This is a genomic window from Streptomyces sp. NPDC044061, assembly GCF_056434305.1.
The window spans coordinates 17,148-34,133 of the sequence record NZ_JBWKFL010000003.1 but is presented as its reverse complement, the minus strand read 5'-3'; the positions used below and the strand labels follow the sequence as shown (position 1 = coordinate 34,133).

The following is a 16,986-nucleotide window of genomic DNA, read 5'->3' as shown; positions in this document are numbered from 1 at the left end:
GCGCCGTGCACGTCACCAGCGGCGGTCGGCCAGCACCGGTACGGCCTCCCGCGCCCGGCCCACCTCCCCGAGCCGGAGGTCGACGGCCGTGAAGTCGGGGCCGTCCCCGAGCCGGGCCAGGACCTCGCCCCACGGGGACACCGCCAGGCTGCCGCCGACACCGGTGGGCGCCGCACCGGCCGGGGCCTCACCGGGTTCGGCCTGGCCGACGGCCACGACGAAGCACGTGGAGTCCAGCGCGCGGGCGCGCGCCAGCAGGGTCCACTGGTCCCGCTTGCCGGGTCCCGCGCCCCACGAGGCGGGGACGACCGTGACCTGGGCGCCCCGGAGGGCGAGTTCGGTGAACAGGCCGGGGAACCGGATGTCGTAGCAGGTCGCCACGCCGATCCGGACCCCGTCCACGTCCACCGTCAGCGGCCGGTCGCCGGGCTCGACCGTGTGCGACTCGCGGTGGCCGAAGGCGTCGTAGAGATGGATCTTGTCGTAGTGGTCCAGGCGCCCGTCGGAGGCCGCGACCAGCACGGTGTTGCGGACCCGCGCGCCGTCCCCGGGCGTGAACATCCCCGCCACCACCGTCACGCCCGCCTCCGCCGCGAGCTGCCGCACGCGGGACGCCCACGGGCCGTCCAGCGGCTCGGCGACCGGACGCGACGGCACGCCGAAGCGGCACATCGTGGCTTCCGGGAGCACCAGCAGCCGCGCCCCGGCCGCCGCGGCCCGGTCGACCTCCTTCTCCACGAGGACCAGGTTGGCCTCCGGGTCCGCCGTGGCGGCGAGCTGGCCGAGCGCGACGCGCAGCACGGGCGGGGTCACGGCAGGGCCCGCAGCACGGCGGTCAGCCGCTCCAGGCCGGCCACCAGGTGCTCGTGCCGGGCCGCCGAGTAGGCGAGGCGCAGGTGGTCGGCGTAACGGCCCTGCTGCAACGGGTCGTAGAAGGTGCCGACCGAGTAGACGATCCCGGCCTCCTTCGAACGCTCGGCGAGCAGTTCCGCCGCCGGGACACCGCCCCTGACCCGGGCCCAGACGAAGAAGCCGCCCGCCGGGTCGTCGAACTCCAGCTGGTCGCCCGCCTCGCGCAGGGCCCGCACGGTGAGTTCGGCGCGCTCCTGGTAGATCTCCCGGCCGCGCGCCAGGAGCTGCTCGTACCAGCCGTCGCGGGCCAGCAGGGTCCGGGCGATGGCCTGGGAGAGCGTCGAGCTCTGGAAATCCAGGCGGCGGCGCAGGTTGACGACGTGCGGGGCGAGCCACTCGGGGGCGACCAGCCAGCCCAGGCGCAGCCCGGGACCGAGCGTCTTGGCGAAGGTCCGGGCGACGACGACCCGGTCGCTGTCCAGCGGAAAGTCGGGTTCGTCGCGCCCGTCCGGCGCGAAGTGCCGGTACGGGTTGTCGGACAGGACGAAGAAGCCGTACCGCTCGGCGAGTTCGACCAGCCTGAGCCGCCGCTCGTACGGCAGCAGCCCACCGGCCGGGTTGTGGAAGTCCGGCACGGTGTAGACGGCCTTGGGGCGCAGCCCGGCGCGCAGCCGCTCCGCCAGGACGTCGACGTCGATGCCGTGCGGGCCGACCGGGACGGGGTGGATGTCGGCGCCGGTGTTCTCGACGATGCGGATGGTGTCGGGGAAGACCGGGTCGTCGACCACGATCACGTCGCCCGGTTCGGCGACGGCGTGCAGGGCGAGGGCGGTGCCGTGCAGGCCGCCGTTGGTGATGAGGACGCGCGCCGGGTCCAGGCCCTCCCGGGCGGCGATGAGTTCGCGCAGGCCGGGGTCGCCCGCGTTGGGGCCGTAGGCGAGGGCCGGGCCGCCCGTGTCGGGGCCGGCCAGCAGCTCCTGGGTGACCTCGCGGATCTCGGCCAGGGGGAGCGCTTCGACGGCGGGGGCGCCGCTGACCAGGTTGACGAAGTCGAGGCCGGGTTTGCGGGCCGGTACGGCGTAGGGGGAGGAGACGGAGAGGGCGGCTGTGCGGGCGGCGATGAGGGTGCCGGGGGGCGGGGTGGGGGTGAGGGTGGTGGTCATGCCGGGGTCCTTTTCTTGAGTGCGGGTGCGGGGGCCTGCGGGGCCTTGGTCGTCGGGGGGTGCGCCTCGGCTTCGCCTTCGGCGGGGATCTCGTTCCCACCCGCACCACCTGTGCGACTTTCGTCGTCGGGCGCGCGTGGCCCCTGTGGGGCGGACTCGCCGTCGGCGGGTACGGGGGGCCGGGGGGTGAGGTGAGTGCGGGCGGTGGGAGGGATGGAGGAGGCGACTTCGCTGTGGGTGGGGGAGGCGGGGTCGGTGCGAGTGCGGATGCGGGGTGGGGGTGGGGGTGGGAACGTGGTGGTGCCTGACGAGGTCAGGGGTAGGCGTTCGGTGGGGGTCAGGCCGAAGCCGGGGCCCGGTAGCGGGGGTGCGTGATGGTGGACTCGGTCGACCGCGTAGGCGGGCTCGGTGAGGTCCGGGGGGAACCATTCGTCCTGGCGGCCCGACTCCACCGCGACCAGGGCGTCGGCCCATGCGGCGAGCAGCCGCCCCGCCGCCCACAGCGGGCCCACCTCGGCGACTTGGACGCCGAGTTGGCAGCGCAGGCCGAGAGCACGGGCGTGGGCCAGCATGCGCAGGGAGCGCAGGGGACCGCCGCACTTGGAGACGCGGACGTTGACGTGGGTGGCCGCTCCGTGTGCGTGGGCGGCGTCGAGGTCGGCCGGCGTCACGGCGGACTCGTCCAGCATCACCGCACAGCCGGTCTCGTGCCGGATGCGGCGCAGTGTCGTCCAGTCGCGGGGGCGGGTGGGCTCCTCCAGCCAGGTCACGTGGTCCGCCAGGAGGCGGGCGGCGCGCAGGGCGGTCGCCGGGCTCCAGGCGCCGTTCGCGTCCACGGAGAGGGTGGTGCGGTCAGGGTCCACGAATTTCCACACCCTGTGCACCAGTTCGCGCGTCGCCTGTGCATCGGGCAGGCCCTTCACCTTGACGTGAGTCAGGTGCGCGAGGGCCTGCGGCGGAAGTGCGCCGAGCAGTTCCTCGGGGGCACGGCTCGAGTCGAGGACGAGCGCGGACGGTCGGACCTGCGGTGCGGCACGCAGAACGCCGGGGGCGGCGGCGAGGGCCAGTGCCTCGGCCGCGTCCCGGCCGTGGGCGCGGCACCAGGCGTCCAGCAGGGCCGTCTCCAGGGCGGCCGCGGCGGCGGGAGCCGGCCGGCCGGAGCCGCCCAGGGCACCGGGCAGGTCGAGGGCGGCGAGGGCGAGCACGCCCTCCTCGAACGAGCCGGACAACACCTCCTGCCCCTCGGGGAGTTCGGCGTGCAGCAGGGCGTGCGTCGCCGATTCGAGCGTCTCGCCGGTGACGTACGGCCGGGGTGCGCCCTCGCCCCAGCCGGCGGCGCCCTCGAAGGTGCAGCGGACCAGGACCGAACGGGAGGCGCCGCGGGCGTGCGCGGCGTGTGCGAAGGGGCGGGACATGGGGACGCGGGCGGTGTACACGTCGAGGACGGGCCGTGCGGTCACGAGGCCGCCCCGGTCGCCGTGGCGGCCAGCCAGTCCCAGTAGGCGTGGCGGGAGGCCGAGAACTCGACGTAGTGGCCCGAGCCGGGCAGGTCGACGGCCGTGGCCCGCGGGGTGAGGCCGGACAGGACGGTCCAGGAGGTGTCGAGGTCGATGATCGCGTCGTGTTCGGGGCGCACGAAGTGCACGGGGCCCGCCGTCCGCTCGCCCCAGGTGCCGCCGCGCATGTAGACGTCCTCCAGCCGCACCATGACCGAGCGGGTGGACGCGGTCACCTGACGGATCATCAGGACGTCGTTGGCCATGAAGTCCAGGTAGGCCGTGACGTCCGTGTAGTCCGCGTCGGCCAGGGACAGCGGTGTGGTGGCCAGCCCGCCGCCCGAGCGCAGCGCGGCCAGTGCCTCGCCGGCGCCGTGGCGCGCCCGCTGCTGGCCGAGCGCCGGGGCGCAGAACACCAGTCCGGTGTCGCCGGGCACATGTCCCGCGGTCACCAGGGCGGCCAGGACGCTGCCGCCGAAGCTCTGCCCGACGACGGTCAGCGGGACGCGGGGGGTGAGGGCGCGGGCCGCGGCGAGCGCCCGGCCGTGGTCGTCGAGGACCTGCTCGGCCGAGGGCAGATGGCCGCGCGGGCCGCCGCTGACCCCGCTGCCGCGCCGGTCGGGCACGTGCACGGCGATGCCGCGGGCGGCGAGTTCGGGGCCGGTCTCGAACAGCCAGTCGGCGTGGCTCTGGATGCCGTGCACGTAGAACACGGCGGCGCGGACGGGCCGGGCGGGCGTCCAGGTGTGCAGGGCGAGGGCGGTGCCGTCGGCGGCGGTGAGCGTGGACGTCGTACGGCTGAAGTCGGTCGCTGTGGTCATCGGACGGCACCGGTCCCCTCGGCGAGCGGGCCCCGCTCGGTGCTCGCCCTGAGCAGGCGCCGTTCCCGCAGGACGTCCAGCAGTTCCGTGTTCCGCTGCAGCCAGTGGTGCTTGACCTGGTTCGAGGAGGTGCCGCGGGCGCGCAGCCGCTCCTCGGCGCGGGCGAACGCGCCCCACTCGGCCGCGGTGACCTCGATCCGGCCGAGCCGCCGGGAGGTGCGCTTTTCGCCGTACTCGACGTTGATGCGGCGCAGCGCGGTGTCCGTGTCGCGGGCCAGCGACTCCAGACCGGCGGGGCCGAGGTCGGCGGCGCCCTCGACGACGACGTGGTAGCGGGGCGGGGCTCCCCACACCGGTACGACGGTGAACAGGGGCCGGCCGCCGAGGCCTTCGGGAAGCGACTGCACGACGGCCTGGTGGACCTGCGTCTCGGTGAGCTTCTCGCCGGTGAAGGAGGCGCGGAAGCCGGCCCGTCCGGTGAACTCCAGGCGCGGGGTGGCGCCGTAGCGGCCGGCCACCCGGTAGACGTCCCCGACGTCGTACCGCAGCAGCCCGTTGGCCTGGCTCATCACCAGCCGGTACTCCCGGCCCTCGACCAGCTCGTCGAAGAGCAGGGTCGGGGTGTCCGGCGCCAGCGACTCGGCGCCTTCGGTGTCCTCCACGGGGACGAACTCGTACAGGCCCTGGTTGACGGCCAGCGGACCGGCGGAGGGGTGGCCGTCGACGGGCAGGGTGACGATGCCCTCGGTGCCGGTCGTGCTGAACGGCAGCCGGGGCACGCCGGGCAGCACCTCCTCCAGCCAGTCCCGGTAGAGGGCGGCGGAGGCGGAGTTCCAGGCGACGGCGAGCGCGATGCCCGGCCACAGGTCGGTGAGGGCGGCGGTGCCGCCGGTCGCCTCGAGCACGCGGGCCAGACGGTCGGCGGTCTCCCGGTCGGGGCTGAGCGCGGGGTGCCGGGCGCCGGCCAGGGTGCCCTCGCGTACGTCCGTCACCAGCCGTTCGCCGGAGGCGGCCAGCGTCTGCGCCAGGCTGATGATCTTCGACGGGTTGAGGGCCACCACGGCCCGCACGTCGGCGCCCGCGAGCAGGCGCAGCTTGCGGTACAGCGCCGCGTCCCAGTTCTCCTCGGGGTCGCCTAGCAGCCACGGCTCGTCGTACCACGGCGGCAGCCAGTCCCGGGAGCCGACCGCGGCCGGGCGGCTGGAGATGCTGTAGACGGGCCTGCCGCCGTCGGGGCCCGGGCGCCCCGGGGTGCGCTCCCAGGACAGGTCGAGGACCTGCGGGATGTGCGCGGCGGACGCGGTGCGCCCGGCGCGCGCGTCGGCGGCCGCGAGCGTCTCGAAGTACAGGCCCCACTGCGCGTACAGGGCGGGTCCGCGGTAGTGGTCGCGCCAGTGCCGGGTGGTGGGGATGTGCTTGGGCGTTCCGCTGGAACCGGACGTCTTCAGGTACGCGTAGGGATGGCTGCGGGTGAGGACCGCGGACCGGCCCTCGCGTGCGCGGCGGACGTAGGGCTCGACGTCCTCGTACTGCTGGATCGGCACGGCCCGCCGCCACTGGTCGACGGTGCGGACGCGGGCCAGGGAGTGGGCACGGCCGAACTCGGTGTCCGCGCATTCGTCGAGAAGGTCCTCGAATACCGCCCGGACGCTGTCCCGCGGATTCTCGTAGATATTCCGCTGTATTTGCAGAGAATGCTGGGTGCGTATACCGAACGCGTGGCACGAGCAAGGGGTGGGCGCGGCCTCGCGCGGCGACGGTAGAACATTGGCCAGGTGCACTGCGGGTGTGGCAATGGCTGCCATGTCTGTCCTCTGATCGGGAGTCGCGGGTGCGGGTGCAGGGTTGAATTGTGAGTCTTACCTGCAGGTCAACCGCCATGTGGCGCAACGGTGCGCGGGCGCACGGAAGTGCGCGGGGAGATGGCGGGATCAGTGCGAAACGCGACAGGGGGAACAGGGGCAGCTGCGGAGACAATCCGCTGACTTTACCCCCGGTCGGTCAGTTTGCTGTCGCATGCACATGATTATTTGCGGTTCGGCGGCGGCCCGTCAAGAAATTTCAGAAGGAAATCGACGGTCATTGTTGCGTGCCGATGAAATTCCTTCGGTTTCCGGCTTCGAACGCCGGGAAACCAGGTGCCGGTCGCCCAGGACGCCGGCCAGCGCGAGCACGGTGACGGCCGCTCCGGCGGCCAGCAGCGTGCGCGGGCCGAGGCCCATCAGGCTGCCTGCCAGGGCGGTGCCCGCCGAGGACACGGCCATCTTCAGGGCGCCCATGGAGACGTACACCTGGGCGCGGGCGGCGGGCGGCGCGTACACCGAGCGCACCGCCAGCGTCGCGGTGAACAGCAGGGCACTGGCGGCCCCGGCGGCGGCGAACGTCACCACGGCCACGGTGTAGCCCGGCGTCGAAGCACAGCAGGCCACGGCGCCCGCGCTCACCGCGACCAGCACGGTGGCCGTCCGCTCCGGCTCGCCGCCGAGCGGCACGAGACCGGCCACGACCGACCCGGCGAGGTAGCCGAAGCCGTAGACGGCGGCGAGGGCGGCGCCCGCGTCGGCGCTGCCGCTGAGCTGCCGGCCGAGGGTGGTCGCGACCACCGTGATACCGCCGGCGACCAGCGCGGTGAGCGCCATCGCCAGCATCACGCGGCGCAGTTGGCCGACGGTCGCGATGACCCGGAGGGTCTGCCGCACCCGCGGTGGGCCGGCCGGTCCCTTCGCGGGCGGCCGTGCGGTGGGCAGGGTCAGGACGGTGAGCGCGGCCAGGGCCGCCGCCACGCCCAGGCACAGCACGGCGGCGCGCGGGCCGAGTGCCGCGCCGGCGGCGCCCACGGCGGCCGGGCCGAGGGTGTTGCCGATGCCGTAGGTCGCCGAGTCCCAGCCCTCGGCCCGCCGCTGGGCGCGGTCCGCGAGGCCGTCCAGGGCGGCCAGGCGGCTGCTCAGACCGCCGGTGACCAGCGGCCCGCACAGTCCGGCGACGGTGACGAGCCCGGCCACCACCGGCGCCGGGACACGGCCGAGCAGCAGCGCGGCCGCGGAGAGGCCGGCGCCGAACACGAGGAAGGAGAGGGCCAGGACCCGGCGTCCGTCCCGGGCCCGGTCGAGCACTCCGGCCAGCCAGGGCCCGGCGACGTAGGGGGCGGTCAGCAGCGCGGCGAGCAGGCCGCCCAGGGCCGCGCCGCCGGAGCCGCCCGCGCGGACGGTCAGAGTGAACAGGCCGACGGCCGCACCGCCGCTCGCGGTGCGCACCAGGGAGGCGGTCAGCAGGTAGCGGATCAGGGTGCCGGTGGTGTGGGGGGTGCGAGTCGTCGAGGGGTGGGGATTGCCGGACGGAGCGGTGCCGGAGGTGCCGGACGGGGCGGTGTGGGGGGTGCCGGGCATCTCAGCGCACGCCCCGCCCCGGGTCCGCCGCGACCGCCCGCTCCGCCACGGCCGTCAGCGGGAACCCGAGCCGCTTCTCGATGTCCCGCCGGACGGCCGCGCACTCCTCGTCGGCGCGGTCCGCGTCGTCGCCGACCACCCGGATCATGCCGAAGGTGTCGAAGTTGCCGTTCATGCCCGGCAGCCGGGCGCCTGGCTCGGCCCGGCTGAAGCCGGAGTGCAGACGTGGCCGGAACTCCTCGAACCAGTCCTTCGACAGGTCGGCCGGTACGACCGTGTCGTGCGCGGCGGCCAGGAAGGTGTGGCTGGCCGCCCGCAGCCGGGGCAGCGGACCGGAGGGCGCGGGCACGCCGAGGAACAGGTCGACCAGGATCTCGAAGACGTTGTGGCCGGTGGCCATGCGCACCGAGTCGGGCAGTGACCCGCCGGAGATCCGCGGGTTGGCCTCGACCAGCCGGAACCCGGTGGCCGTCCGCATGACCTCGACGTGGAAGATCCCGAGGTCGAGCCCGAGGACCCGGCAGACCTGTGCCGCGTACGCCCCCAGCTCGGCCTCCTCCACGTCCGGGAGCCCCGAGGGCACGGTGCAGCCCAGTTCCAGGACCGGGTTGTCCCGGCCCATCTTGCGGCCCACCGCGACCAGCGGGGTGTACCGCTCGCCGTCGGCGGCGACCTCCACGGAGTACAGCTCGCCGACCGCCAGTTCCTCGACGATGTGGCGCTCGTCCAGTTCGGCGGCCAGACCCGGCTCCATCGACCGCAACTCCACAGCGGCGTCCGCGAAGTGGGCGCGCAGGCCGTCCGCGTCCTCGACGATGCCGGTGACGGCCTTGCCGACCCCGGAGACCGGCTTGACCACCACGGGATAGCCGATGCCGGCCGCGGCCCGAAGCGCCTCGGGGAGCGTGGTCACCACCGCGAAGCCCAGGCTCGGTACGCCCGTGTCCCGGAGGATCTCCCGGCAGCGCCCCTTGTCCCGGGCCGCCGCCGCCCCCTCGTACGGCGTGCCGCGCGCGCCCAGCCGCTCGGCGAGCCGGGACGCGGACAGCACGCACAGCGACAGCGTGGTCAGCACGGCGTCCACGTCGCCCGGCCGGACGCCGTGCTCGCGCAGCAGCCCGAGCAGCGGCTCCACGTCCTGCAGGTCGGGGGAGTGGATGGTGCGGTCCGCCAGCTCCTCGGCGCGAGCCCGCTCGGCGGGCGGGGTGACGAAGTCGTACAACGGTGAACGCAGCAGGGTCACTTCGTGCCCCTGCCGCTTGGCGTACGCGATGGACTGCACGCCCAGCGCGGTGATCTCGACGAATACGAGGTGGGCCACCTCAGTTCCCCTTTCGCGCCCGTCGCGCGGGCGCAGCGTGGACACGCGGGCGGTGTGGGCCGGGGCCGGCGTGCCGGTGGACGGGGCGGGGTCAGGACGCGCCGCGGGACAGCCAGTGCTCGGGGCGTACCCGGACGAGGACCGACCGCGCGGTGGCGTCGGGGCTCGCGTCGACGAACGCGTCGCCCGCCTCCGGTCCCAGGTACCGGTGGGCCAGCGCCCGGCGTTCCGCCTCGGTGGCCGGCGCGCGGAACTCCACGACGGGTCCCTCGACGGTGACGTAGGTACGCGGTGGCTCGGTGTCCTGCACACACAGCGACAGCCGCCGGTGCCGTTCGACCAGGCGGGCCTTGCGGCTGCCCAGCGCGGTGATCAGGGTGATGTCGCCGCCGGGCGTGTAGGCGTACCACATCGGCACCGACAGCGGCGCCCGTCCGTCCTCGCCCGCGACGGCGACGACGGCCACCCGCACCTCGGCCAGGAACGCCTCGCGCTCCGCCGGGGCCATGGGCCGCAGTCGCACGGCACGCTCCGTCTTCCCCCGCTCGCTCATGATGCCCCAGCCTGCGCGGCGCGCGGTCGGGGGTCCAATAGAGGTTTTCTCGCAGCCGATCAGCCTTCTTTATGGCGGCTCGAGCGGCGGCACGGCGACGGCTCGAACGGTGGCCCGACACCGGCTCGGGGACGGGCCGGCGGGTGCCTCGCCGGCCGGTCTGTGTACGGGCCATGAAGTCTGCCCGGTCCGCCCGGGACGGCCGCGCCCGGCTGCCTAGGATGCCGGCATGGAGCTGCGGCGACTCAGGTACTTCGTGGTGCTGGCCAGGCACCTGCACTTCGGCCGGGCCGCCGCGGAGCTGAACATCGCGCAGCCCGGGCTCAGCCAGCAGATCAAGGTGCTCGAGCAGGAGCTGAAGGTGTCCCTGCTGGACCGCACCCCGCAGGGCGTCACGCTCACCGCGGCAGGCCGGGCGCTGCTGGCGGGCGCCGAGCCGTTGCTGCTCGCGGCCGGTGAACTCGCCGACCGGGTGCGGGCGGTGGCCGACGGCACACGCGGCCGACTGCGCCTCGCCTACTCGCGCTCGGGCGCCGACGACCGCGTCACCGAGCTGGTCCGCCGCTTCCGCGAGGACCACCAGGACGTCCAGGTGTCGGTGACCACCGGCATGTCCTCGTGGTGCCTGCGGCTGCTGCGCGAGGGCGACCTGGACGCCGCCTTCGTCCGCGGGATGATCGGCGAACCGGGCATCACGGCCACCGTGGTCGCCGAGGAGGAAGTGGCCGTGATCCTGCCGCCGGGCCACCCGCTCGCCGTCCGCGACGGCCTGACCCGTCACGATCTGCGCGGCCTGCCGGTCGTCCTGTGGCCGAGGGAGGCGGGTCCCGTGCTGTACGAAGAACTCCTCGCCGACGTCTGGCCGGACGGGCCCCCGCAACTGGCCGCCGAGGAGCCGGACTTCGAACAGGTCGTCGCCTCGGTCGCCGACGGTACCGGCGTCTCGGTGATGGACCTGGGCCGGGCCCGCAAGCTCTGCCCGCCCGAGGTCGCCATCCGCCGCTTCACCGGCGAACCGCCCCGCTACGCCGTCTCCTTCGCCCACCGCGCGGACGACACGAATCCGGTGCTCGCCCGCTTCGCCGCGTATGTGACGTCGTCGTAGCCGGTGCGTCCGTCGTGACGGGACGCCGGAGGGGCACGTGACGCGGCGATCACCGGTGGATGGCGTCCGGCCCGCCGCGTCACGTGCCCTGGGCGGCCCTCCCGGCATCGCGCCACCCCCGTGGGCGCGATGCGGCGGCCGCGGCCGTGCGGGGGGTGCCCGGCCGGGGCCGCTCTCCGGCTGCCGTGGCACCCGGGGGGAAGCGGGACCAACGATGCCCCTGTGGCGTTCCGGCCACCACCATCATCTTGTTGCAATGCGACGGGCGGAGGCCGGATGATACCGGGGCACAACGGTGCTTTAGGACCCCCTCGGTGGGCGGAGCCGTGTTGCGGACCCGGTCCGGGCCGCGCATAGTTGCGCTGCGGAAGTGGCAGTAAACCGGGGGTGGAATGGGCGATGGCCGGGCACGGGGCGGAGGAGCATCCTCACGGTGCCGACCGACTGTGCGCGGCCGGGGATCGGGTGTATTCCCGGGCCGTACGTCGGGGGCGGGTGCCGCGCACGGACGCGGAGCCGGTGCCCTGCCTGCTTGAGCTGGCCCTGCTGCACCCCGACCCCGACGACATGGACTGGCTGGTCCCGACGTCCCCGCAGGAGGTCATGACCCGGCTGCTGCGCGGGGTCTACGACGAGGTCAGGGAGAGCCAGCGGCGGGTGGGCTCGGCGGTGGCCGCCTTCGAGTGGTACGCGGGGCTCGGCCGGCAGCTGCAGGCGCTGTCGGCACCGGGCGAGGGCACGGCCATCCGCGTGCTGGACGGACTCTCCCGCATCCAGGCCGCGATGGACGAGGCGACCTCGGCGTGCACCAGTGAGGTGCTCACCGTGCAGCCCGGCGGCATCCGGCGCGAGGCCGAGCTGACCGAGGGCCTGCACCGGGCGCTGGCGCTGCGTGGCCGGGGCGTGCGCATGCGCGACCTGTACACGCACGTGGCCCGGCACGGGCAGGGGCTGCTCAACTACCTGGAGCTGATGGGGGACGCGGTCGAGGCCCGCACCCTGGACGAGGTCATCGACCGGCTGATCCTCTTCGACCGCACGGTTGCCTTCATCCCCGCCAACGCCGAGCGCACGGTGGCCCTGGAGCTGCGCCATCCGGCCCTGGTCGAGTACCTGGTGACCGTCTTCGAACGGCTGTGGCGGCTCGCGCTGCCGCTGACGGCTCCGCTCCCCGACACCGGCATCGAGGGCATCTCGCACCGCGAGCGGTCCATCGCCGCGCTGCTCGCGGAGGGCCACCAGGACGCGGTCATCGCCGAGCGGCTCGGCATAAGCGTCCGCACCTGCCGGGCCCACATCGCCCGTCTGTCGGACACCCTCGGTGCGGCGAGCCGTACCCAACTGGGCGTTCGCATCGCCCAGGTGGGCCTGGACGGTCCCCCGCACACCGGCCCCCCGGCCGTGCCCCCCGGGCTCAGGGTGCCTGATCAAGAATCCCCGAGCGTGCGATGAGATAGCCGAGCTGGGCGCGGCTCTCGCTGCCGAGGGTGGCGGCGAGCCGGGCGATGTGGACGCGGGCGGTGCGCACGTTCATGCCGAGGCGTTCGGCGACGGCGGCGTCGGTGTGGCCCTCCACGAGGAGCGCGGCGATGGCGCGCTGGCGCGGGGTGACGCCGTTCAGGGACGGGCGCTCGACGGCCTGCGGGTGCATCGGGGTGGCCAGGCGCCAGAGCCGGTCGAAGGCCGTCACGAAGAACCGGAGGAGGGCCGGGTGGCGCACTTCCAGGGCGAGCCGGCCGTCGTCGCCTGCAGGGATGAACGCCACCGTGCGGTCGACCACGATGAGCCGGTCCGGCAGTTCGTCGAGTCCGCGGACGGCGACGTCGCCCCGCAGCCGCTCGAAGTTGCCGTACACGGCGGGCAGATGACGCAGGGTGTGCTGGTAGAGGGCGCGCAGCCGGGCGCCGCGGTCGAGCAGCGCCTGGTCGCGCCCGAAGGCGGCCGCTCCGGCGGCCTCGCCGCGCGGGCCGGTGAGCCCGGCGTGCGACTGGATGCAGAGCACCTCCTCGGTGGCGGCGGCCATGGCGTCGCCGATGGCGCCGTTGATGCGTTCGGTGCCGCTGAGGATGCGCAGGGTGGGTGTGTCGGCGGGCGTGCCGGGCGGTGTCCCGACGTGGGTCAGCGAGTCGAACAGCGTCACCAGCCGGTCCTCGCGCCGGCGTTCCTCGGCGATGCGCGCGCGGGAGCCGCGCAGCAGGTGGGTCAGCAGGGCGGCCGGGGCGACGGGTTCGAGCCGGTCCAGGTCGTCGACGGCCGGGTGCAGCAGCCCGAGGTCGGTCAGACAGGGGGCGTCGGCCGCGTCCGCCGCCCGTACGTGGCCGTCCCTGAGGGCCCGTGCGTACAGCTCGGTGCCCGTGTCGCACAGCTCCTCGATCGCGTGCCCGCGGTGGCTCATTGGGCCGCCTCGTCCAGCTCCAGGATCCCGGACCGCGCTATCAGGAAGCCGAGTTGGGCCCTGCTCTCGCTGCCGAGGGTGGTGGCGAGCCGGGCGATGTGGTCCCGGGCGGTGCGCACGTTCATGCCGAGGCGTTCGGCGATCGCGGTGTCGGTGTGCCCCTCGACCAGCAGCCGGGCGATGGCGCGCTGCCGGGGCGTGACGCCGTTCAGGGTGGGGCGTCGGACCGGTTCCGGGAACATGGGGGTGGCCAGCCGCCACAGCCGGTCGAAGGTGGTGACGAAGTACGCGACCAGCGCGGGATGACGGACCTCCAGGGCGAGGGTGCCGTCGTCGTCGGCCGGGAGGAAGGCCACCTCGCGGTCCATGACGATGAGCCGGTCGGTCAGCTCGTCCAGGCAGCGGGCCTCGGTGTCCCCGCGGAGCCGTTCGTTGTAGGCGTGGACGGCCGGCAGATGCACCACGGTGTGCTGGAAGAGGGTGCGCAGCCGGCCGCCGCGGTCCAGCAGGGCCTGGTCGCGGCCGAAGGCGACGTCGTGGGCGGCCTCGCCGCGCGGCCCGGCGAGACCGGCGTGCGGCTGGACGCAGAGGACCTCACGGTGGGCCTGTGCCATGGCCTCGGTGATGGCCTGGTTGATCCGCCGGGTGCCGCTGTGCAGGCGCAGCAGCGGAGTGTCGGCGCCGGTGCCGGCGGCCTGCGGTCCGGCCTTCCTGATCAGCGGCTCGAGCTGTTCCACCAGCCGGTCCTCGCGGCGCTGCTCGCCCGCGACCCGGGCCCGGGAGGCGCGCAGCAGCCGGTTCAGGGCGGCGGCGGGCGGGACGGGTTCGAGGCGGCCGGGGTCGTCCGGGGCGGGGTGCAGCAGCCCGAAGCCGGTGAGACAGGGGGCCTCGGCGGTGTCCTCGGCGCGCAGCCGGCCCGAGCGCAGGGCCCGCTCGTACAGCCGCACGCCTGCGGCGCACAGCTCCTCGGCCGCGTGGTCCCGGTGCGGTGCCGTGCTCACTCCGCCGCCTCCTCCTGCTTCAGGATCCCCGACTCGCCGATCAGATAGCCGAGTTGGGCGCGGCTCTCGCTGCCGAGGGTGGCGGCGAGCTTGGCGATGTGGAGGCGGGCGGTGCGCACGTTCATGCCGAGGCGTTCGGCGATGGCGGAGTCCGTGTGGCCCTCCACGAGGAGTGCGGCGATGGCCCGCTGCCGGGGCGTGACGCCGTCCAGGGACGGCTTGTTGGCGGCCCGCGGGTACAGCGGGGTGGCGAGGTGCCAGAGGCGGTCGAAGACGGTGACGAGATAGTCGACCAGGGCGGGCAGCCGGACCTCCAGGGCGAGGGTGCGGTCCTTGTTCGCGGGGAGGAAGGCGACCGCGCGGTCGAACACGAGGAGCCGCTCGGTGACCTCGTTCAGGGTGCGGGCCTCGACGTCGCCGCGCAGCCGTTCGTAGCGGGCGTGGACGGTGGGGGCGTGGCGCAGCGTGTGCTGGTAGAGGGTGCGGATACGGCCGCCGCGGTCCAGCAGGGCCTGGTCGCGTTCGAGGGCGAGGGCGAACAGGCCGGGGGGTGTACGGGTGTGGGTGGGGTGGGCCTGTATCGCCAGGAGTTCCCCGGAGGCGTCCGCCATGACGCGGGAGATGGCCTCGTTGATCCGGTCCCGTCCGCTGTGCATCCGGATCGTCGCGGGGCTTTCGGCGGGCCCGAGGGGTTGGGCCTGCGTCCGCAGCAGCGGCTCGAAGGCCCTGGCCAGGCGTGACTCGCGCCGGCGTTCCTCGGCGACCCGCTCCTCCGAGCTGCGCAGCAGCTCGTGCAGGGCGACGGCGGCGGGCACCGGCTCCAGCCGGCTCGGGTCGTCGACGGTCGGCTGGAGCAGACCGAACCGCAGCAGACAGGGGGCCGTCTCGGCCTGTGCGCCGGTGACGTGGCCTTCGGCCAGGGCCAGCGCGTACAGCTCCGATCCTGCCGGACACAGCTCTTCCATGCCGTGGTCCGGGTGCGGCGCCGGGGTCACTGCCGGGCTCCCTCCTGCTCGGGAATGCGGGGTGGGGCGTGCTCTGCGCGGGGTGCGGCTCGGGCCGTCCGGTGCCGTCGGGCGGCCGCGCTCAGTGGCGGTCGGTGTGCCCGGGTGCCGACACGTCCTGCTCCAGGAGTCCCGACTGGGCGATCAGGAAGCCGAGTTGGGCCCGGCTGCCGCTGCCGAGGGCCTGGGCGAGCTTGGCGATGTGCGCGCGGCACGTGCGCACGTTCATGCCGAGGCGGCGGGCGATCGCCTCGTCGACGTGGCCCTCGACCAGCAGCTTGGCGATGGAGTGCTGGACGCCGGTGATGCCGTCGCGGGCGGGCTCGTAGGGCACCTCATCGCGCAGGGGGGTGGCGCGGCGCCAGAGGTGCTCGAACACCTTGATCAGGTACTTGACGAGGCCGGGGTGGCGCAGTTCGAGGGCGACCTGCTGGTCGTCGTGCGCCGGGACGAACGCGACGGTCGCGTCGCAGATGATGAGCCGGCCTATCAGCTCCTCCAGCGTGCGGATCTCGACCTTGCCGCGGGACATGACGTCCACGTACGCCATGGTGCCCAGGCTGTGCCGGACGGTGTGCTGGTAGAGCGTGCGCATGCTCACACCGCGCTCCATGAGCGGGCGGTCCCGTTCGAGGGCCTGCTTCAGGATCTGCTCGCTGCGTCCGCCGCCCGGCTGTACGGTCAGGACCTCGTGCCGGCATTCGGCGGTGGCGACGTTGAGCGCCGCGTTGATCCGGTCGGAGCCTTCTAGCACGGTGATGGCGTGGGTGGGGGCGGGGGCCAGCGCGCTGAGCGCCATGAATGGCTCGAAGGATTCGGTCAGTTCGATGGAGAACCGCCGACGGTCCAGGATCTCCCGTTCCAGCGGGTGCAGCCGCTGGGCGAGCGCGACGGCCGGGGGAACCGGGCGCAACCAGTTCTCGTCGTCAGGATCCGGGTGCAGCAGAGCGAACTCCAGGAGGCAGGGGGCGTCCTCGATCTCCGCCCGTGCGATGCGGCCGGTGCTCAACGCACTCGCATAGAGCTGTGTCCCCTCCTCACAGAGATCGGTTATCGCGTGTGGATGTGTCCCTTTTGGGTTGTTATTAGGCAAATCTCCACCCCCCAGGGTCCTGAACATGCAGGAACATGATGCATCGACCCTGTGGCATTGACGTGCCTGAATGAGCCATCGTCTTCGTGGCACGGGGGAAGGAAACTCGTTGAGTGAGGACGAAGCCGACTATGTACAAGAGAATGCTTCGATCGGCGCTTGCCGTTGCCTTCTCTGCGGCCGTGGTCTTCGGTGCTGGGGCGGGGACGGCGCAGGCGGTCGGCGTGGCCAAGCTGGACACCGGCTGGGGCGCCAGTGAGCCGACGGGAGTCGTCGCCACGCCGGCGGACACCGGTTGGGGGCAGAGCACACCCCTCGTCGCGACGGGGACGGCGGCATGACCACCCCACCCGACGACCGGTCGTTCCGACGTGAAATGGCCACCGCCTACCGCTCGGGCTGGCACTTCATCGACCTGGTCACCGCCATCCCCCACACCGGTGACTCGCTGATGGTGACGGTGTTCGGCGAGCCGGTGGTCGTCACCCGGGACGACGACGAGGACGTACGGGCGTACCGATGCCTGCGCAAGCCCCGCGGGGCGCCGCAGCCGGTGCGGTGTGCCGTCCGGTACGGCATGATCTTTGTGAATCTGGACCAACGCGACCACCGGCTGGCAGAACCGGAGGTCTCGGACGTGAGGACCATTTCGGCCACCCCCCGCAGTGCCTGACGCGATTCCCCCGTCGTAAAAAGATCGCTCAGGTACTTCCCCCCGCAGCGGGGGGGGGGGGGGGGGGGGGGGGGGGGGGGGGGGGGGGGGGGGGGGGGGGGGGGGGGGGTGGGGGGGGGGGTG

16 protein-coding genes are annotated in these 16,986 nt (G+C 74.0%); 4 read left to right on the top strand and 12 right to left on the bottom strand.

Annotation, left to right across the window (positions count from 1 at the left end):
• Positions 1-12: 12 nt before the first annotated feature.
• From AC07CM_RS04965 to AC07CM_RS04930, 8 genes are all read right to left on the bottom strand, one after another.
• A complete protein-coding gene (locus AC07CM_RS04965; RefSeq protein WP_478875320.1) occupies positions 13-798 on the bottom strand; it encodes a carbon-nitrogen hydrolase family protein in 786 nt (261 codons plus the stop codon).
• An 11-nt stretch (positions 799-809) separates the two neighbouring features.
• Positions 810-2,015: an aminotransferase-like domain-containing protein gene (locus tag AC07CM_RS04960; RefSeq protein ID WP_478874937.1), complete on the bottom strand. Its 1,206-nt coding sequence runs from the start codon at positions 2,013-2,015 to the stop codon at positions 810-812.
• Positions 2,012-3,475 carry an enolase C-terminal domain-like protein gene (locus tag AC07CM_RS04955; protein WP_478874936.1) on the bottom strand — a complete coding sequence of 488 codons (1,464 nt, stop codon included), beginning with the start codon at positions 3,473-3,475 and terminating at the stop codon, positions 2,012-2,014. Before AC07CM_RS04955 ends, AC07CM_RS04960 begins: the two co-directional genes overlap by 4 nt.
• Positions 3,472-4,332 carry an alpha/beta hydrolase gene (locus AC07CM_RS04950; RefSeq protein ID WP_478874935.1) on the bottom strand — a complete coding sequence of 287 codons (861 nt, stop codon included), beginning with the start codon at positions 4,330-4,332 and terminating at the stop codon, positions 3,472-3,474. The genes AC07CM_RS04955 and AC07CM_RS04950 overlap by 4 nt, the downstream gene beginning before the upstream one ends.
• Positions 4,329-6,137 carry a GH3 auxin-responsive promoter family protein gene (locus AC07CM_RS04945; protein WP_478874934.1) on the bottom strand — a complete coding sequence of 603 codons (1,809 nt, stop codon included), beginning with the start codon at positions 6,135-6,137 and terminating at the stop codon, positions 4,329-4,331. The genes AC07CM_RS04950 and AC07CM_RS04945 overlap by 4 nt, the downstream gene beginning before the upstream one ends.
• 246 nt (positions 6,138-6,383) lie before the next feature.
• Entirely contained in the window at positions 6,384-7,718 is a 1,335-nt protein-coding gene (locus AC07CM_RS04940; RefSeq protein ID WP_478874933.1) for an MFS transporter, read from the bottom strand.
• A 1-nt stretch (position 7,719) separates the two neighbouring features.
• A complete protein-coding gene (locus AC07CM_RS04935; protein WP_478874932.1) occupies positions 7,720-9,039 on the bottom strand; it encodes an ATP-grasp domain-containing protein in 1,320 nt (439 codons plus the stop codon).
• A gap of 91 nt (positions 9,040-9,130) precedes the next feature.
• Positions 9,131-9,592 carry a pyridoxamine 5'-phosphate oxidase family protein gene (locus AC07CM_RS04930; RefSeq protein ID WP_478874931.1) on the bottom strand — a complete coding sequence of 154 codons (462 nt, stop codon included), beginning with the start codon at positions 9,590-9,592 and terminating at the stop codon, positions 9,131-9,133.
• Positions 9,593-9,821: 229 nt separating this feature from the next.
• Between AC07CM_RS04930 and AC07CM_RS04925 the strand changes: the two genes are divergently transcribed.
• Positions 9,822-10,697 carry a LysR family transcriptional regulator gene (locus tag AC07CM_RS04925; RefSeq protein ID WP_478874930.1) on the top strand — a complete coding sequence of 292 codons (876 nt, stop codon included), beginning with the start codon at positions 9,822-9,824 and terminating at the stop codon, positions 10,695-10,697.
• Positions 10,698-11,096: 399 nt separating this feature from the next.
• Positions 11,097-12,149 (top strand): helix-turn-helix transcriptional regulator, encoded by a 1,053-nt coding sequence (locus AC07CM_RS04920; RefSeq protein WP_478874929.1) that lies wholly within the window; start codon positions 11,097-11,099, stop codon positions 12,147-12,149.
• On the opposite strand, the gene AC07CM_RS04915 is transcribed toward AC07CM_RS04920, so the two are convergent.
• From AC07CM_RS04915 to AC07CM_RS04900, 4 genes are all read right to left on the bottom strand, one after another.
• Positions 12,112-13,092: a helix-turn-helix transcriptional regulator gene (locus AC07CM_RS04915; RefSeq protein WP_478874928.1), complete on the bottom strand. Its 981-nt coding sequence runs from the start codon at positions 13,090-13,092 to the stop codon at positions 12,112-12,114. The genes AC07CM_RS04920 and AC07CM_RS04915 overlap by 38 nt on opposite strands.
• A complete protein-coding gene (locus AC07CM_RS04910; RefSeq protein WP_478874927.1) occupies positions 13,089-14,093 on the bottom strand; it encodes a helix-turn-helix transcriptional regulator in 1,005 nt (334 codons plus the stop codon). The genes AC07CM_RS04915 and AC07CM_RS04910 overlap by 4 nt, the downstream gene beginning before the upstream one ends.
• Positions 14,090-15,088 carry a helix-turn-helix transcriptional regulator gene (locus tag AC07CM_RS04905; protein WP_478874926.1) on the bottom strand — a complete coding sequence of 333 codons (999 nt, stop codon included), beginning with the start codon at positions 15,086-15,088 and terminating at the stop codon, positions 14,090-14,092. The genes AC07CM_RS04910 and AC07CM_RS04905 overlap by 4 nt, the downstream gene beginning before the upstream one ends.
• A 91-nt stretch (positions 15,089-15,179) precedes the next feature.
• Entirely contained in the window at positions 15,180-16,217 is a 1,038-nt protein-coding gene (locus AC07CM_RS04900) for a helix-turn-helix transcriptional regulator (protein WP_478874925.1), read from the bottom strand.
• A gap of 155 nt (positions 16,218-16,372) precedes the next feature.
• Between AC07CM_RS04900 and AC07CM_RS04895 the strand changes: the two genes are divergently transcribed.
• Positions 16,373-16,531 (top strand): hypothetical protein, encoded by a 159-nt coding sequence (locus AC07CM_RS04895; protein ID WP_478874924.1) that lies wholly within the window; start codon positions 16,373-16,375, stop codon positions 16,529-16,531.
• Positions 16,528-16,863, top strand: coding sequence for a hypothetical protein (locus AC07CM_RS04890; RefSeq protein WP_478874923.1), 336 nt, complete (start codon positions 16,528-16,530; stop codon positions 16,861-16,863). The genes AC07CM_RS04895 and AC07CM_RS04890 overlap by 4 nt, the downstream gene beginning before the upstream one ends.
• The last annotated feature ends 123 nt before the right edge of the window (positions 16,864-16,986 follow it).